This is a genomic window from Rahnella sp. PD4 (assembly GCF_049199325.1).
Lineage (GTDB): Bacteria > Pseudomonadota > Gammaproteobacteria > Enterobacterales > Enterobacteriaceae > Rahnella > Rahnella perminowiae.
On record NZ_JBLZQF010000015.1, the window covers coordinates 55,760 to 71,985 of the forward strand.

The 16,226-nt window shown below is 47.6% G+C and carries 13 protein-coding genes; 6 read left to right on the top strand and 7 right to left on the bottom strand.

Annotation, left to right across the window (positions count from 1 at the left end):
* Nucleotides 1-374: 374 nt before the first annotated feature.
* A complete protein-coding gene (locus ACOZIO_RS23915) occupies nucleotides 375-851 on the bottom strand; it encodes a nuclear transport factor 2 family protein (protein ID WP_240782871.1) in 477 nt (158 codons plus the stop codon).
* A 91-nt stretch (nucleotides 852-942) separates the two neighbouring features.
* Here ACOZIO_RS23915 and ACOZIO_RS23920 point away from each other — a divergent pair, with 91 nt between their 5' ends.
* Nucleotides 943-1,893, top strand: coding sequence for a LysR family transcriptional regulator (locus tag ACOZIO_RS23920; protein WP_129992246.1), 951 nt, complete (start codon nucleotides 943-945; stop codon nucleotides 1,891-1,893).
* Between the two features lie 639 nt (nucleotides 1,894-2,532).
* Here ACOZIO_RS23920 and ACOZIO_RS23925 read toward each other — a convergent pair.
* The 3 genes from ACOZIO_RS23925 to ACOZIO_RS23935 all read right to left on the bottom strand — a co-directional run bounded on the left by ACOZIO_RS23925 (nucleotide 2,533) and on the right by ACOZIO_RS23935 (nucleotide 6,513).
* Nucleotides 2,533-3,582: a RepB family plasmid replication initiator protein gene (locus ACOZIO_RS23925; RefSeq protein ID WP_421595815.1), complete on the bottom strand. Its 1,050-nt coding sequence runs from the start codon at nucleotides 3,580-3,582 to the stop codon at nucleotides 2,533-2,535.
* 784 nt (nucleotides 3,583-4,366) lie between these two features.
* Nucleotides 4,367-5,074 carry a GNAT family N-acetyltransferase gene (locus ACOZIO_RS23930; RefSeq protein WP_129955452.1) on the bottom strand — a complete coding sequence of 236 codons (708 nt, stop codon included), beginning with the start codon at nucleotides 5,072-5,074 and terminating at the stop codon, nucleotides 4,367-4,369.
* Nucleotides 5,075-5,505: 431 nt separating this feature from the next.
* On the bottom strand, nucleotides 5,506-6,513 hold the full coding sequence (locus ACOZIO_RS23935; protein ID WP_129992203.1) for a LacI family DNA-binding transcriptional regulator: 1,008 nt from the start codon (nucleotides 6,511-6,513) through the stop codon (nucleotides 5,506-5,508).
* 244 nt (nucleotides 6,514-6,757) lie between these two features.
* On the opposite strand from ACOZIO_RS23935, the gene ACOZIO_RS23940 reads away from it, so the two are divergent.
* The 4 genes from ACOZIO_RS23940 to maa all read left to right on the top strand — a co-directional run bounded on the left by ACOZIO_RS23940 (nucleotide 6,758) and on the right by maa (nucleotide 11,551).
* The gene (locus ACOZIO_RS23940; RefSeq protein ID WP_129992204.1) at nucleotides 6,758-7,999 is read left to right on the top strand and encodes an MFS transporter; all 1,242 of its coding nucleotides are present in this window, start codon (nucleotides 6,758-6,760) and stop codon (nucleotides 7,997-7,999) included.
* Nucleotides 8,000-8,017: 18 nt separating this feature from the next.
* Nucleotides 8,018-9,451 carry a glycoside hydrolase family 32 protein gene (locus ACOZIO_RS23945; protein ID WP_421595817.1) on the top strand — a complete coding sequence of 478 codons (1,434 nt, stop codon included), beginning with the start codon at nucleotides 8,018-8,020 and terminating at the stop codon, nucleotides 9,449-9,451.
* A gap of 122 nt (nucleotides 9,452-9,573) precedes the next feature.
* A complete protein-coding gene (locus tag ACOZIO_RS23950) occupies nucleotides 9,574-10,926 on the top strand; it encodes a carbohydrate porin (RefSeq protein WP_217156763.1) in 1,353 nt (450 codons plus the stop codon).
* A gap of 73 nt (nucleotides 10,927-10,999) precedes the next feature.
* Nucleotides 11,000-11,551 carry a maltose O-acetyltransferase gene (gene maa, locus ACOZIO_RS23955; RefSeq protein ID WP_421595833.1) on the top strand — a complete coding sequence of 184 codons (552 nt, stop codon included), beginning with the start codon at nucleotides 11,000-11,002 and terminating at the stop codon, nucleotides 11,549-11,551.
* Between the two features lie 41 nt (nucleotides 11,552-11,592).
* Here maa and surE read toward each other — a convergent pair whose 3' ends face one another.
* Together surE and ACOZIO_RS23965 are read right to left on the bottom strand one after the other, a co-directional pair.
* Entirely contained in the window at nucleotides 11,593-12,351 is a 759-nt protein-coding gene (gene surE, locus ACOZIO_RS23960; protein ID WP_129992207.1) for a 5'/3'-nucleotidase SurE, read from the bottom strand.
* 82 nt (nucleotides 12,352-12,433) lie between these two features.
* The gene (locus tag ACOZIO_RS23965; RefSeq protein WP_205952708.1) at nucleotides 12,434-13,651 is read right to left on the bottom strand and encodes an alginate lyase family protein; all 1,218 of its coding nucleotides are present in this window, start codon (nucleotides 13,649-13,651) and stop codon (nucleotides 12,434-12,436) included.
* A 312-nt stretch (nucleotides 13,652-13,963) separates the two neighbouring features.
* Here ACOZIO_RS23965 and ACOZIO_RS23970 point away from each other — a divergent pair, with 312 nt between their 5' ends.
* On the top strand, nucleotides 13,964-14,851 hold the full coding sequence (locus ACOZIO_RS23970) for an ATP-grasp fold amidoligase family protein (RefSeq protein ID WP_129955446.1): 888 nt from the start codon (nucleotides 13,964-13,966) through the stop codon (nucleotides 14,849-14,851).
* A 254-nt stretch (nucleotides 14,852-15,105) separates the two neighbouring features.
* On the opposite strand, the gene ACOZIO_RS23975 is transcribed toward ACOZIO_RS23970, so the two are convergent.
* Nucleotides 15,106-15,891 carry a MipA/OmpV family protein gene (locus tag ACOZIO_RS23975; RefSeq protein WP_129955445.1) on the bottom strand — a complete coding sequence of 262 codons (786 nt, stop codon included), beginning with the start codon at nucleotides 15,889-15,891 and terminating at the stop codon, nucleotides 15,106-15,108.
* Nucleotides 15,892-16,226: the final 335 nt, after the last annotated feature.

Sequence of the window (16,226 nt, forward strand, 5' to 3'; positions counted from 1 at the left end):
GCGATCCGGCCGGGCAGATATCACGTACTGTGGCCAAGGAGTTTTGAGGGGGAACCGACAGGGTTGCGGCAGTAATTGCACTTGCCGCGGCGGTCGCCCTGTTCAGGTTTAAATTCAAAGTGACACACGTCATTGCCGGCTGTGCCACTGTGGGGCTGGTTTACCACCTGATATGAACACGGTTTCTGGCAGTATCTGCGTTCAAAAAACATTTTATATAGCCTGTGCCAGATATAGTCAGACCGGCAACTAAAAATAGCTAAAGTAGAATTCTGCGGTTTGCAACGCAGACAGCAGGATTGACCGGTTGCAATGCCATTCCTGCGCGCAGTTGAGGCTACGATTCTACTGCCATTGTTAGCGTTTAAACCTGATTATTCCAAAGGAACCAGCTGCATCGGCTTGCCTCCCAGTTTCGGAGCAAGTTTTTGCTGCACTGCGACAACTGACGCAAGTGGGCGCCATGCCACAGTCATGTTGTCAATAAAGCCCATATCGTCTAAATGCATGTGGTCCATGCCGTCAATAATATGGTCACCAAACTTAATGGTGAACACTGCAACAAAGTCTGCTCCGTCACGCAAAAGGAGCTTCAGCTCAAAGTCATCGATGGTCTCAAGAAGCCGGGAAACTATCTGAAAAACAAGTTCTTTTCCTTCAAATGGAACAGGAACAATTGGGCTGCGAAGTATGACATTATCCGCCATATAGGCCTCGAGCCCTTCAACGTGACGCTTGCCCATAGCGTTGAGATACGCATCGAGATGCTCAGTGGTGACCATGAAAAAATTCTCCTCATTAGTAAATTTCAGCCAGTGCCTGGTAAGAGACCAGGCACCTTTCAGGTTCATCCTAACGCCATTGATCGTGCGTCATTAAGCGGGGTAAAGTTCATTTCAGATATGACAAAAATGTCAGTAATGAAATTTTCGGGAGGAGATTGTGGATAGTTTCAGCGCACTGGGAGGGCTGGAGGTGTTTGTTCAAACAGCGAGGACACGGAGCTTTGCCGAAGCGGGGCGAAACCTTGGCATTTCTGCGTCCGCAGTCAGTAAAAGTATTTCCCGGCTTGAAGAGCGTGTTGGCGTGCGGCTTTTCCAGCGCAGCACACGTAGCGTCCGCCTTACCTCAGAAGGAGAGATGTTCCTCGAAAGGTGCGGACGCATTTTTGGTGAAATCCAGGCAGCGGAAGATGAACTCAGCGCAATGACACAACACCCACGCGGACGACTAAGGGTGGGTCTGGCACTTTCAGCAGGGTTGCCGCTGCCCGTCCTCTCAGCATTCATGGCGCGCTATCCCGAGATTGAACTCGATCTGGATTTCACCGATCGACTTGTTGATGTGGTCGATGAAGGATTTGATGTGGTAATTCGGGGGAACTCGCTTCGCGATTCACGTCTGGTATCCCGCCCGCTGGGACCCTATCGAGCCTGCCTTGTCGCCGCACCGTCATATTTGAAAGAAAAAGGTATCCCCACAAAACCGGACGATCTTTTGAATCATGCATGCCTGCATTATCGTTGGACGCCCACTGGCAAAATATACCAGTGGCCACTCGAACACACCGCCGGTACAGCAGCAATATCATCGCTGCCCTTGTCGATGGTATGCAATAGCCTGGACGCGTTGCTTTATATGACTCTTGCCGGGCGCGGGATCGCATGTGTGCCCGATTTCTCTGTCAGAACTCCGGTCGCTGAAGGACGCCTGAAAACCTTGCTGGATGCCTACGTAACGGATGCTAATACTATTCATATAATGTGGCCCAGCAACCGAAAAATTACGCCAAAGGTGCGCGCCTTCGTAGACTTTATGCACACCAATTTCTGCGATTATTTGGTCACTCCGATGAATGACCCAAAGCGGAAGAGTGAGCGTTCTCCCATCTGAAACCTGACTTTCCATCTGTACAATCTCCGCGTAAAGGCCGGAATTCTGTTTCTGAAGGGGTGTAGATTATCGGGGGTAGGGTCATTCCTCAGCCAGCTAAGCAGACCTCAGAAAAGTGGTCTTAAAAGTACCACGGTAAAAGTGACACTGTCTCAAACCTCTTCCAAGACACTTTAATCCGCTAAAAACTCAGACATTAATAATATCTACTATAGAGAGCATTAACCACTAGAGTGAGCAAAAGAACTTACACGAAATCTGAAAACACTGTAGTGAGAAGCAACCACTGCAGAGAGTAACATCCACTAAAGTGAGTAAAACCACTATGGAGAGCATTAACCACTGTAAAGAGTAAATAGAGGTGAAGTGGAAAATGTAAGCAAGTACTAACCTAACTATCATAAGGGGCTTCAGGTTAGTAACTACTAGGGGGGTTAGGGTAAAACACGCAAACAACCACTAGAGCGAGTAAAGATTACTAACCGCAGTGGTTGGTGGATTTGATAATCGCTGAGTTTGCTGATTGCAGTGGTTGCGCTTCTCACTACAGTGGTTAATTTGCTTACCACAGTGGTTATGAAAAAAGCCTGCTGATAACACAACAGGCTTCAGGTCAGAGGGATAACGAAGGTATCGATGCTATTTCTTTGCCTGTCGAAGTTGTTCAAGCAACTCAAGTTCTTCTTTCGTCAGCATGACCATCTCACGCGGCGCGCTAGGATCGACATCTTTCTCGGCAGGGATATCAATAATATGTTCATCGTCCAGGACATCATAGACATCATCGCCTATACCTGTCGGGATCTGAGCTGGTCGTAATTTTGGCCGCCTATAGTGGATACAGAAATACACGGCTTTACCGCGTTTGACCTCCGTATAGTCGAGATAGCCAATAGCCTTAAGTTGTTCCATTGCCTTACGAACAGTAGCGTTCTGAGTGATCGCTCGTGATGTCAGATTAAGGCGGGCACGCAGGCGCGACATGGATATGGGAGCGGGATCTGTCGGCAGGCTTTCAATAAAGGTATAGAGAGCCTGCGCCGACTCCTTGCGAGATAGTTCGTTGATTGCCCTGAGCTGAAGAAGAACTTTCTTATCGAATTGATACAACTCAAAAATCTTCGGATCCGCCTGTAACTCGACGACATCCTTTTTCGGGCTATATTTTGCTGACTGAACAAGGTGAGTAACATAATAGTCCCCCTCCTTATTGGAAAACGACAACGTGTTGGTTGCGATACGTTCCAGAGAGGCTTCCAAACGCGCCCTGAGCTTCGCTGAGGAGCGCGCGGAAGGAATGCCACATAATTTAGCGAACTCAACGAAAGGCAGGTATACAGAGTCTCCCAGGACCTTATGCTTGGCAAAGGCATGAATGATCCCGACCCATGTCTTGAAATCATTATCCATATCAAGCCGGGCACCGGTGATCTTAATGTTTTCATATCCTTCAGACTTGACGATCGAAAGTTGCTTGAGCTCCGAAGTGACATCCATGGAATTCATCTGACCTTTACGGCCCCGGGCAGTCGATTTCAACGTGGGTACAAATAAGCCCAACCGCATAAGTGCTACAGGCTGAACCGTGTTATTGCTGTTAGGAACCAGAGTAACAAGTTCACCTGTTCGCTTATCCGTTTCTGCGAAAGCTTTCGCTATCTCTATGTTTTTTGGCTCATTTCCAGACATTATCTGCTCTCACAATGAATGTGCATAAGAGTCTCTCTGTACACGATACAGTGGATACTAACACTCACTATAGCGGTTTTACTACCACACATAGTGGTTAATTTGCTTTTTATAGTGGTTGTTTTACTCCCTATAGCGGTTAACGATCTTCATTTTACCCAAATAGCGCAAGGCCTCCAGAGGTGCGGGGATCTCTTTGGTTCTTTTAGGTTCTATTTGGATCTTATTATTGGATCGAACAAGAGGATAACTTTAAAAACAGAAGGTTAAATTTTCCGATAAGGATCCACAATGACCATTGCAGCCCCGTATCTGGCAGGTGCATAAACTGTGTACATCATGACAAGTCTTCGGACAGCCGGAAGACTTGTCATTTATTTTTCAGGCAATTATCTCATTCCTTAAGGGATAATATTATGCACAGTACTGATGATGGTTTACTCACTCTAGTGGTTTTTAGTCACTCACCAGCGAAGTTAACTTGCTGTTCATAGTGGTTACTAAGCTCTCTATAGCGGTTAGTTTGCTCCTTATAGTGGTTTCTTATGTCGATCAATCCCTTATAGCGCAAGGCTTGTAGCGAAGCGGGGATCTCTTTTGATCTATTAGATGATCTCTATAGGATCTTATTATTGGATCTGGCCTGTGGAAAAGTGGATAAAAAGGAAAGTGAGTTAAAATTTAACGGGAGGAGGAGGGTGGCTCATCTTCAGATAATCAGGTGTCTCTATGATACGCACTGCTTCCAGATCAGCAGTGCGCATCGTTGGCAATGATGTACCTGTCAGAGGTGAGGCATAAATTCGGCCAGCCGGTGTTTTTGTTTTCTTCGTTCGTCAAGATTAGAGGGACTTAACCAAAGCTCCATAGCCTGTCTGATGCCATCCCATTCAGAGTCGATGATAGAATACCAGCGGACATCACGGCTGTGCCCCTTTGAAACCTGTGTCTGCCTGAGAGTACCTTCATAGGTAAATCCGAGTCTTTCTGCCGCACTGATCGCTGCCTCATGCAGGCTGTCACATTTCCATCCACACCGGCGATACCGTAATGTTTCCAGTACATAATAGAGCAATAGGAATATGGCCTCAGTACTGCAAAAGGTGCGTTTCATCAGCGGTGACCAGTTAATCCAGCCTATCTCTACAGAACCGTTATCAGGATCCATTCGCTGTAGCGCAAGAAATCCAACAGCTTTACCTGTAGATATATTGATTACTGCGTAAAAAATGGGATCCTTGCTTGCGGCAAGAGAAGCGATGTAGTAATCGCACTGTTTGATAGTGACGGGGCGTTTAATATGAAAGTACGTCCAGTCACGCTCATCATCAATACTGTGCCAGGCATCGAATAAGTCCCGGCTATGCTTAACGTCAATTGGCTCAAGATAGCAATATTTTCCTCTGAGGATAACTTTTTGAGGAAGCGCATGTGGCTGCCAGTCGGGTAATTCTTTACCCAATGTCTGACCATAAATATTTAATTCAGTCATAATAAATTTTACCTGTGTTGTTAATATTAGTATATTGGGCGAGCACTGTGATTTTGTTTTTCTCCTGCACTATTATTCAATCCATGATGCTCGCATATCGTAATTAAAATACTTATCGGTAAAAAAATAATTTATTTTAGTGCTGAATTTATGTTTACTCTAAAATATACACTAAGCTGTTGATTTATATTAGTTTAAATTAAAAAAGTATTTCTTTGTTTTATTAAAAATATGATTAAGATCACATGTTTATCTTAGTGCGATGAATAGCGGAACGCTGTAAAATGGCGCCATGATTCTTTATTGTTAGAATTAATACTGCATTGTATTATTTCATTCCATAATATAATGACAGCTTTTTATTCGGTATGACCGATACTACTGAATTTTGGATGAACTCATGCCAATTCATCGGCAGAGTTGAAGATAATTCATTTTACTGTATTCATTGACTGACGAAGCAGTAACGGGCTGTCAACTTTGATTATATCGCGATGGGATTTACCCTCTATAATGTGAAGCGCGCTGAGCCTGCCAATTTCATAATGGGGTAATTGTACCGTTGACAACGACGGCAGGAACAAATCACCGATCCCCACCATATTATCGTAACCTATAACTGCCACATCTTCGGGGATCCTCAGGCCTTGCGCCAGGAGCGTCTGGTACACCATAAACGCGATGCGATCGTTACCGCAAATCACCGAATCGAATAAGGGTTTTTTCTGATGAATATGTGCCTGCACAATCGCCGGAATATCCCGATAATGCTCATCACCATATTCCATGTAATAGTGGTCGAGTGTCTCAGAAACCAGCCCCGCCTCCATACATGCTTGTTCCAGACCTTTGCGGCGTCTGACAGTGGCAAGATGTGTTGCAGGCAAATGTAAGCAGAGCGGGCGACGATAGCCTGCAGACAAAAGTGCACGTACCGCTGCATATTGTCCATGTTCGTCATCCGGAATATAACTCGCTACCTGCTGATGCAGGCTTTCGCAATTGGCGAGCACACAGGGAAGGTTTAACAACTTCTCGGGTAGCGGCACCTGTCGCAATCCCATTGTTGTATAGATAATGCCATCCGGTCGGTGTGAGAGAAGCAAATCAACGATATTTTCCGGGCTGTCATCAGAAAACATGTTAACCACAAAGCTGTTCCAGCCATGCGCACGTGCTGTTTCTTCAATGGAGAGTGTGATTTCCACTGAAAAGGGGGTGGTGACGGTATCAAGTGCCAGCACACCGATGGTTTTTGCAATCGCGTGAGCGCCACGTATTTTTTTGGCCGATAAATCGGGCACGTAATTCGTCGCATCGATAGCAGATTGTACGCGTGACAAGGTCTCAGGCTTTAGACGTTCCGGGGAGTTTAGTGCCCTGGAAACCGTCATCAGTGATACATTCGCCAGTTTTGCCACATCTTTCAGGGACGCCATTCTTTTTGCTCCTGCCTGCTCATTACGCCACAGGTTATAAAACTAACTTGCTGATGTAAAAGGATCATACGTGATTTTGGTGTCCGGGTGTGGGTTGCAGTGAATAAGAAAAGTTGATCATGATCTCATACTGCTTATGTTAACGTTAACTTTTGTGATTAACATCTAGAATTACAGCAAAACGGCATGCGCCTTATTTTATGTTAACGTTATCATTTGCGCTCCACCTCAGCATGAGATTGCCATGATGAAAACCCGTCATTCTCAAAGTTATCTGATACTCAGCGCTTTATTGTTCTTTTTCTTTGTAACCTGGTCCTCTACAGGCTCACTGCTCTCGATTTGGCTACATCAGGAAGTCGGTCTGAAAGCAGGGGATACCGGGATAATTTTTTCAGTGGTGTCTTTTTCCACTCTGTTTGTGCAAATTTGTTATGGTTTTATTCAGGATAAGCTGGGGCTGCGTAAGAATTTGCTCTGGTTTATCACGGCATTATTAATTTTTTCCGGTCCGGCCTATCTGCTTTTTGGCCATCTACTGAAAATTAACGTCTTTCTGGGCAGTTTTTTTGGCGGCATCTATATCGGTCTGACTTTCAATGGCGGTATTGGTGTCCTTGAGTCTTACACCGAGCGTGTCGCCCGTCAGAGCCAGTTTGAATTCGGAAAAGCAAGGATGTGGGGGTCGCTGGGTTGGGCTGTGGCAACCTTTTTCGCCGGGTTATTGTTTAATATTAACCCGAAATTAAATTTCGCGGTTGCCAGCTGTTCTGGTCTGGTCTTCTTCATACTTTTGATGCGTTTACGCGTCTCTTCTGCGCCCCATGCCATGCAGGAAGCCGTGGCGGGGGGGAAAGTCACGCTTGAGGATGCATTACGCCTGCTGACCCTGCCGCGTTTCTGGGCGCTGGTATTCTTTGTGGTCGGCACCTGTATTTACGGCGTCTACGATCAACAGTTCCCGGTCTATTTTTCCTCACAGTTCCCGACGCAACATGAAGGGAATGCGATGTACGGCTATCTTAATTCGTTTCAGGTATTCCTGGAGGCCGCAGGCATGTTCTGTGCGCCATGGCTGGTAAATCGTCTAGGTGCTAAAAATGGTCTGATTTTCGCCGGCATGGTGATGGCGATGCGCATGGTCGCCTCCGGATTAGTGGAAGGCCCTCTGCTTATCTCTATCACCAAGCTGCTGCATGCGGTTGAACTCCCGATACTGCTTATCTCTATCTTCAAATACAACAGCCTTAACTTCGATAAACGTCTCTCATCCACGCTCTATCTGGTGGGTTTTGCCTGTACGGGATCCGTAATTGCCACCGTATTGTCACCCCTCGCTGGCTACAGCTACGAAAAATATGGATTTGCTCAGTCCTATCTGTTCATGGGGTTAATGGTGTTCTGCATCACCTTTATTTCTATTTTCCTGTTGCGTTCCGGTAAAACCTCAATGGATCCGCAGATACCACAACTTTCTACTATCTGATTGAAAAGAGAGAAAACGATGACCTATACAATTGCTCATGCTGAACAGGAACTTCAGGCTAAGCGCGAGATGCTAAACCTGCGCTGGTATCCGCGCTATCACCTTGCTGCAAGGGCTGGCTGGATTAACGATCCTAATGGCCTGATCTGGTTTGATGGCTGGTATCACGCCTTTTATCAGCATCATCCTTATTCCACTCAGTGGGGGCCGATGCACTGGGGGCATGCGCGGAGTAAAGATTTGCTTCACTGGGAGCACTTACCCGTTGCCCTGGCCCCGGAAGGACCGGAAGACAAAGACGGGTGTTTTTCGGGGTCGGCGGTGGTGGATGGCGATACCCTGGCGCTGATTTACACCGGACATAAATTTCACGGCGACGCCGGTAACGACGAGAACCTTTATCAGGTGCAGTGTCTGGCAACCAGTCGCGATGGTATTCACTTTAAACGTGAGGGGATCATTATCGATACCCCGCCGGACTTGCATCATTTCCGCGACCCTAAGGTCTGGCGCGAAGGGGATAGCTGGTACATGGTCGTCGGTGCGCGCGTTGGCGATACCGGGCAAATACGATTGTATCGTTCAGCCGATTTGCGTCAGTGGCAGGATGAAGGGATCCTGGATGAGGCGCAAGCCGGTATGGGCTTTATGTGGGAGTGCCCTGATTTCTTTACCCTTAATGGCAAACGTGTCCTGATGTTTTCTCCGCAGGGGATGGCCGCGCAGGGCTTTGAGAACCGCAATCTGTTCCAGAGCGGTTATCTGGTGGGAGACTGGCAGCCCGGAGAGCCGTTTGTCCGCACAGGGGAATTCGTCGAAATGGATCACGGACACGATTTCTATGCCCCGCAGAGTTTCCTGACACCGGATGGCCGCCGCATCGTGATTGGCTGGCTGGATATGTGGGAGTCGCCGATGCCGGAGCAACAGGACGGCTGGTCCGGGATGTTGTCTCTGCCGCGTGAGCTGAGTCTTACTGAAGACAATCGTCTGCAAATGCGTCCCGCGAAAGAGGTGGAAGCGCTGCGTCAGGCCTGGTTCCCATGGCCTGTCAGTACCTTGAAAAACCAGCAGACACTCATGGCAAACAAAGGGGAGGCCATGGAAGTCGTGCTTTACTGGGATTGCGCAAGCAGTGATGCGGAACAGTATGGACTCAGCCTGGGAGAAGGTCTGCGTGTTTATGTTGATACGCAGATGCAGCGTCTGGTGCTTGAGCGCCGCTATCCGCAGTACGGATTATGTGGCACGCGCAGTGTACCGTTGGTGCCCGGCGCTCCTCTGGCTTTACGTATGTTTATTGACAGCTCTTCGGTCGAGGTATTCGTTAATGACGGCGAGGCATGCCTCAGTAGCCGAATATATCCGGATGCCGATCGCCGCGAATTAAGTTTATTTGCCTGGCATGGAACAGCGACATTATCAGATGCCGGAGCCTGGCAGCTGGAATAAGCCCTGTCCAGTGTCGAAAATAACCCGTCTTTGATGATGGGCGGGTTATTACTGCGTTTATCTTCGGGCTGTATTTATACAAAAATGACACATTAATATAAATAATAAGAAGGTCTTTTCCGATGAATAAAATCTGGGTCGGATGTATTTTGACGTCTGTATGTACCTCGGTAGCCCATGCACAGGGTACGCTTTCCCTCGAACAACGGCTGGAACAAATGGAGCAGCGGCTGAAAGTCACGGAGCAGCGCGCGGCGGGTGCGGAGGCTGAAATTCGCGCCCTCAGGCAGGAGAAGCAATTGTCCCACGTAGTAAACAATACTCCCGCGGCTCCTGCGACTCCCGCGCTTCAGCTCACCGGGAATGGTGATATTAAATTTTATGGAGACGTTGAATTTAATATGGATGGTGCCAGCCGCACGGGCAGCCTGACGTCGATAAAAACCAGCACAAATAAAAACTGGGCGCCGGGAAATAAAGAGCGCTGGGATATGAATGGCCGTATTCTCCTGGGGTTTGATGGTCTGCGAAATGGGGTTAATGGAAAATATGCCGGATTCAGCGTTCAGCCGTTGGCTGATATCAACGGAAAAATGAACCTCGACGATGCGGCATTTTTCTTTGGTCAGCAGGATGACTGGAAAATTAAAATAGGTCGCTTCGAGGCCTGGGATATGTTCCCGCTGAATCAGGATACGTTCATTGAATATTCCGGTAATACCGCTAATGATCTCTACAGTGACGGTTACGGTTACATCTATATGATGAAAGAGGGTCGCGGGCGCAGCAGCAGCGGTGGCAATTTCCTGCTCAGTAAGACACTCGATAACTGGTATTTCGAACTCAACACGCTTATAGAAGATGGCAGTTCGCTATTTGTCGACAATAACTATCACGGCAATGCGTTAGATAACCGTAAAAATGTGGTTTATGCCCGCCCGGTTATTGCCTGGCAATCCGGCGAGTGGTCAGTCGCCGCCGCGGTCGAAAGCAACCTGGTGAATAATGCCTACGGATATCAGAATACGCAGGGTGTTTGGGTTGACCAGTCGAACCGGACCGGTTACGGAATGACGATGAGCTGGAATACGCTTAAAACTGATGCAGAAAACGGTGCGGTCGTTAACCTGAGCACGGCTTATCTCGACGCAGCTGACGAAAAAGATTTCAGCGCAGGCATCAATGCCTTATGGCACAGGGTGGAAGTGGGTTACATCTACGCGCACAACAATATCGACAAGTTCAACATGGCCGGGGTGGCCGGTGACTGCGACAGCGACTGCGCGATTCTGGCACCGGGCAAGTATGATATTCATACTCTCCATACCTCATGGCATCTGCCAGATATCATGGATATGCCTAACTTCAATATTTACCTGGGGGCTTATGCCTCCTGGCTTGAAACACCGTCGGTTAAAACGGGTAATACGGATGACCGTTATGGTGCACGCGTGCGCTTTAAATACCTTTTCTAAACACCGGTTGCTGTAAAAACATGGCGCTGGAAATTGGCATGAGCGCATCACTAAAGGATATCGAAGTATGACGTTGAATATAGAAAAACAAAAAATGATCGCCGGCGAACTCTATGAGAGCGATGATGCATTACTCATTAGCGAGCGCAGGCGCGCACGCCAGCTTTTACATGGTTACAACCATTCATCACCAGATGATGAAGAACTGCGTAAACAGTGGCTTAACGAGTTGTTAGGAAGTCATCAGGGCGCGTATATCGAGCCGACTTTCCGCTGTGATTACGGTTATAACATCCATGTGGGAAAAAATTTCTACGCCAATTTTGACTGCGTGATCCTTGACGTATGCGAGGTGCGTATTGGTGATAACTGCATGCTGGCACCAGGAGTGCACATTTATACCGCTACCCATCCGCTTGATGCACAGCTGCGCATAAGCGGGAAAGAACTCGGCAAGCCGGTGACGATTGGTAATAACGTGTGGATCGGTGGACGTGCGGTGATCAACCCAGGTGTCACCCTGGGTGATAATGTGGTGGTGGCTTCCGGCGCGGTCGTGACAAAAGACGTGCCGTTTAACTGCGTCGTGGGGGGGAATCCGGCCCGTATCATTAAGCGGCTTTAGACACCGGTGCCGCAGTCGGTGGAAAAGGGGGGATAAATAATTTAGCCGTTTTGACGCGTTACACCACGGTCAAAACCTAATTGTGTCACGCTGATCCCCCCTTGTTGCAAAATGGCGGCTTCTGTTTCAGGAGCATCCGGTAAGTTTTGCCTTTTCAGGGAGAGCCAGAAGTACTCAAGATCGCGGGGGTCGCGCTGTGAAATAACGTCAATATTGTGCAGATATCCTTTCCCCTGACGGGTAAAGGTCAGCGGCGGCAAGGCCGGGTTAATGGCTACGGGAAAATTGATGTTAAGACATCCGGCCTTGAAATTTTCACTCTTCCAGAGCGCTTCGATAGTGGCAGCGCCCCGGGTTTCTGCGACTGTCCAGGGAACATTATTGCGGTCCGTAAAAGCCTGGCTGAGGGCAAAGGACGTCACCCCCATCAGCATGCCGGTCATTGCAGCGCCAATGGTTCCGGAAAAAACGGTCTCGGTTCCCAGATTGGCCCCTCTGTTAACCCCTGAAAGCAGCAACGTTGGCTTTTTATCTTTCATCAGATGACCGAGCGCTAACGCTACACAATCTCCGGGTGTCCCGGTCACAGCGTATCGTTGTGGTCCTCTCTCACTCAGACGTAACGGACTGTGAAGGCTAAGTGAATGTGACGTGCCACTCTGATCGTGGACGGGAGCAACTATCCAGACATCGTGAGAAAGTTGATGAGCGATTTTTTTCAGGACGGCCATACCGGGAGCATCGATACCATCGTCATTGGTTAATAATATTCTCTCGCATAGCATACTTTGTTGAGGCATAGATTCTCCTTAAACGGGATAAGCTAAGTTGTATAAACGTGGGGATTACGTATGAAAACCGGCAACAAGTTTGCCAAACTGGCTATTTCAACGTATAGACCAGCGTGCCGTATCCGAGCTGGTCGTAACCTCCGCTGTTAGGCCCATAATCACCCCCACCGCCCTCGGGACTGGCTTTTTTTGCAAAAGCTTCGACGTAAGGAGATGTTATCCCTTTCAGCACAACATAATGGTTATAAAAAAGCGCCCAGATTGGCCTCATTTCTCCGCGGAATTTTTCGGAAATGACGGGCTGGGTGACATCACTATTGGTATACGGGGTGTAGGGCACATCATGCATTAGGTTATACTTTGCAACGTATTCGGCGCCAAGCAAAGCCCGGTTATGGTCGTAACCGTATAAATCGTCTCCCTGACTCCAGGCCATTTGGCAGAACGCACCAAGCAAAGCGATATCCAGTAATGAGTGAGCCTGATCGCGGCCGCTTTCCTGGACTTGTCCGAGAGAAGAACCGTAGAGTTTCCACACCAGATGTTCCACAGAACCATTACCCTGGCCATATTTAAAGTAGGTAATCGCTTTATCATAAATATCCCGGCGATCCGTGAGTACGCCGATAGCTAACATGGAGTCCATGTTTGCCAAATCCCAGTTTGCCCAGTAGTGATCAATTTTCGCACCATTATGATGCTCGAGAAAATCCTGATTCATAGGGTAGAAGACGGTCAGCATCATGGTTTGAAAATCATGAAAATCTTTTGGGTTCCATAGGGCTGAGTTACGCAGTATCTCGGCTGCGTTTGCAAACTGATAGCCATAAAGACCTGAGGCCAGATACCGGTCAGATCCTCCCTGAATCGTCGTGAGTGTCGTCGTCCATGCGTTTAAAATACCGATAGCCTTGCGGGCATACGCATCGTCCCCCGAGATTTTCCAACGCAATGCCAGTGCATAAGCCGCAGCAGCGTCGTTAAATAAGGTGCCGTAATTTTCCGTATGAATGCCGTCCTTTCCGCGATAGATAACGGCCTGCGGGTTGGGGTGCCAGTCAAGGGATGCATGCTTATTTTCCCGTAATTTCTGCCAGCCATCGATATAAGGCTGAGTGCCTTGTAACACTTTACTCTGCATCCGTTCAAAGTCTTTCTGGGTATGCAGAAGTCCCGGATGGACAAAGGGCATAACCGCTTCTGCCCGCGTGCTGGTGATGGGGGCAATAATCAATGCCCCGGTTAACATCAGACATGAAAAATAAGGGAGATGCCTATCCCGCACTGCATGATTTTTATAAAATTTCATTATTAATTATTCCTTTATTCTTTAATTAAGGCATGATTTATATTTAATTTTTTGATGTAACTGAGGGGTTCATTTTATTCCGTTGCAAAGATATCTGTAGCAGGCGTAAGCGTCACTGATTTTATTGTAAATAAATATCATCAAAATATAATTTAATGCAATTTACCGTCGATAAGTTAGGCATCTAATATGTAGTATGCTTCATATATTTTTTGTGTTGTGTTAACGATACATTGTGTTTCCCTTGACGAAATATTGATTCTCTTCGGTGAGTATTGCATGGCATTTTTTATTCACCTCGGGAACAGACTCATGAAATCTTATAAAATGGCCTTGAAAAAGGTAGAGTACAAGCTGAAGTTAGTCCGTACATTTTTTATCAGTGATTTACGTTACCGGATGCGAAAGCATCAACAAGAGTTTCGCAGAGTGCCTGATTTTGAAAATCCACAAAGCCTGAATGAGAAGATAAATAACAGAATGATCTTCGAAAGAGACCCTTTCTTTACTATGCTGGCGGATAAAATTGCAGTCCGGGAGTACGTGAAAACGAAAATTGGAGACGATTATCTCGTCCCGCTTTTAGGGGTCTTTGAGAGGGCTGAACTTATTGATTTATCTCATCTTCCTGAGCGGTTTGTATTGAAATGTAGTCATGACAGTGGCAGCGCGATTATCTGCAAAAATAAACATCAGTTCGATGAGCGGGCAGCAAAGAAAAAGCTTAATGATCATCTTAATCGGAATATGTATTATGTCACGCGTGAATGGCACTACAAGGATATCAAGCCTTATATAATCTGTGAAAAATTTATCGATGTCTTCGGGGGGAAACCCTTACATCTTATTCCTGAAGTCTATCGAGTTCATTGTTTTTCAGGTAAAGCACATATTACCGAAGCTGATTTTACTGATGCCATGAATAATGAGTATGTCAATGTTTATGACCCGCACTGGAAAATTCTTCCGCTCACCATGGGTTACAATAACTCCCCGCATGAAATCGCTGAACCTGTTCTTTATCGCCACATGATCGGCCTTGCGGAAAAGCTGGCGGAAGGTATCGCTTATTGCCGGGTGGATTTTATTGCCGATGCAAGCCAGATTTATTTTAGTGAGATAACCCTCACGCCATGCAACGGAAGGATACAGATATCCCCCGTGCACTGGGATTATTTTCTGGGGGAGTTGTGGGTGTGATTTTTCAGTTTAATTATGCAGGATTATATTTTTGCTTAGAAAAAACCCAGGGCATGTCTGAAATATCCTGAGAATGAGGGCGGCGATAATATCAAAAATACGCAATAGTAGGCGAAAATATAAAACAAAATGATCAAAACCAGCATGGCGATATCTCCTTTCATCCGGGTCGCCTTTAATATAGGAGAGTAGAAGGATTGACGTATGAAAAGTCGCCGTTTAGGACGACTTTTCATACGTTCATGTTCAGTCCATCAGAAGGTATAAAGCACACCAAAATTGTAAGTTGTACCACCGCGCTTAACCACAATCGGGCTGTTACCCGCTTTGTCGTCCAGCCAGGTGTAATCGGCACTGACAACGCCGCCCCAGTGCGACGTGAACTGATGACTCCAGGTCAGGCTGCTGTCTACGCCATAGAACCCCCCGGCGGACTGATAAGGTGCGAAATTAGTGCGGTCGCTTTGTTCGCGGCTCACGCCATAAAAGGTGTTCATATAGCGCCGGTCGCCAAAGAGCGCCGCCGACTGAAGCGCGACAGTGTCGGTGTCGTTTTGTACCGGCAGTACCGTGACGGAAGTCTGATAATGCACACCTTGCCCGTCTGTCAGTGGCAGAGTGGCTTTGCCTTCAAAAGACAACCACGGTGTTGCTGACCAACCCACCGCGAGCGCGGTATTCATGGTCGCATCGATATTTCCCATGCCTTTGAGTTTATTCGAGCCATCCCGCCAGGTGGAATTTCTGTCTGTCCGCCCCAGGCTATATCCCAGCGTATGCTCCAGATACAGGCCGTTATCCGCCTGCAGGTCATAACCCACACCTTTCAGCGAATCGAAGAAAAAGGCGCCATCGCGCGCCTGAATGACCGGCGCAACCAGCCAGTGGCGCTGATCGGAACCGCTGTAGCGCGGCGCGCTTTGTGCGCCCATGCCGACGGTAAAGGTTGGCGCAGGCGGAGTGTTGTCGGCCATTGCCTGCAGCACTGTGGCGGACAGGCTGAAACAGGTCATCTGCAGCATTAGTTTTCTGGATATCATTGTGATTCCTCATCACCCAAACATATGGTTCGTAGCGGATTGCAGCCGCGTCTGAAACCCGAAGTATGAAGAGGCCGTGTCAATAAACTGTCGGGGAATTATGAAGAAACCGTCAAGACGCCCCCTGTGCAGACAAAGCGGATCCTGATTGTGGAGAATGACACCGATGTGACGGACATTTCCGGGGCGCATTTAAACGCTGCACATGTGCTGTCGCTGTGCCGGTCAGCAATCTTGCAAAAAAGTGTTCATCTTGACGGTTCCTTGATGAAATATTACGGGAATCTGGACAGTGATTGGATTGAATAGCGATATCTCAATTCAGGAAGACTGTC

Excerpts from the sequence above, each read along its gene's own strand:
- ACOZIO_RS23915 (WP_240782871.1), bottom strand. The coding sequence starts at position 851 with ATGAACCTGAAAGGTGCCTGGTCTCTTACCAGGCACTGGCTGAAATTT.
- ACOZIO_RS23925 (WP_421595815.1), bottom strand. The coding sequence starts at position 3,582 with ATGTCTGGAAATGAGCCAAAAAACATAGAGATAGCGAAAGCTTTCGCA.
- ACOZIO_RS23930 (WP_129955452.1), bottom strand. The coding sequence starts at position 5,074 with ATGACTGAATTAAATATTTATGGTCAGACATTGGGTAAAGAATTACCC.
- ACOZIO_RS23935 (WP_129992203.1), bottom strand. The coding sequence starts at position 6,513 with ATGGCGTCCCTGAAAGATGTGGCAAAACTGGCGAATGTATCACTGATG.
- ACOZIO_RS23940 (WP_129992204.1), top strand. The coding sequence starts at position 6,758 with ATGATGAAAACCCGTCATTCTCAAAGTTATCTGATACTCAGCGCTTTA.
- ACOZIO_RS23945 (WP_421595817.1), top strand. The coding sequence starts at position 8,018 with ATGACCTATACAATTGCTCATGCTGAACAGGAACTTCAGGCTAAGCGC.
- ACOZIO_RS23950 (WP_217156763.1), top strand. The coding sequence starts at position 9,574 with ATGAATAAAATCTGGGTCGGATGTATTTTGACGTCTGTATGTACCTCG.
- surE (WP_129992207.1), bottom strand. The coding sequence starts at position 12,351 with ATGCCTCAACAAAGTATGCTATGCGAGAGAATATTATTAACCAATGAC.
- ACOZIO_RS23965 (WP_205952708.1), bottom strand. The coding sequence starts at position 13,651 with ATGAAATTTTATAAAAATCATGCAGTGCGGGATAGGCATCTCCCTTAT.
- ACOZIO_RS23970 (WP_129955446.1), top strand. The coding sequence starts at position 13,964 with ATGAAATCTTATAAAATGGCCTTGAAAAAGGTAGAGTACAAGCTGAAG.
- ACOZIO_RS23975 (WP_129955445.1), bottom strand. The coding sequence starts at position 15,891 with ATGATATCCAGAAAACTAATGCTGCAGATGACCTGTTTCAGCCTGTCC.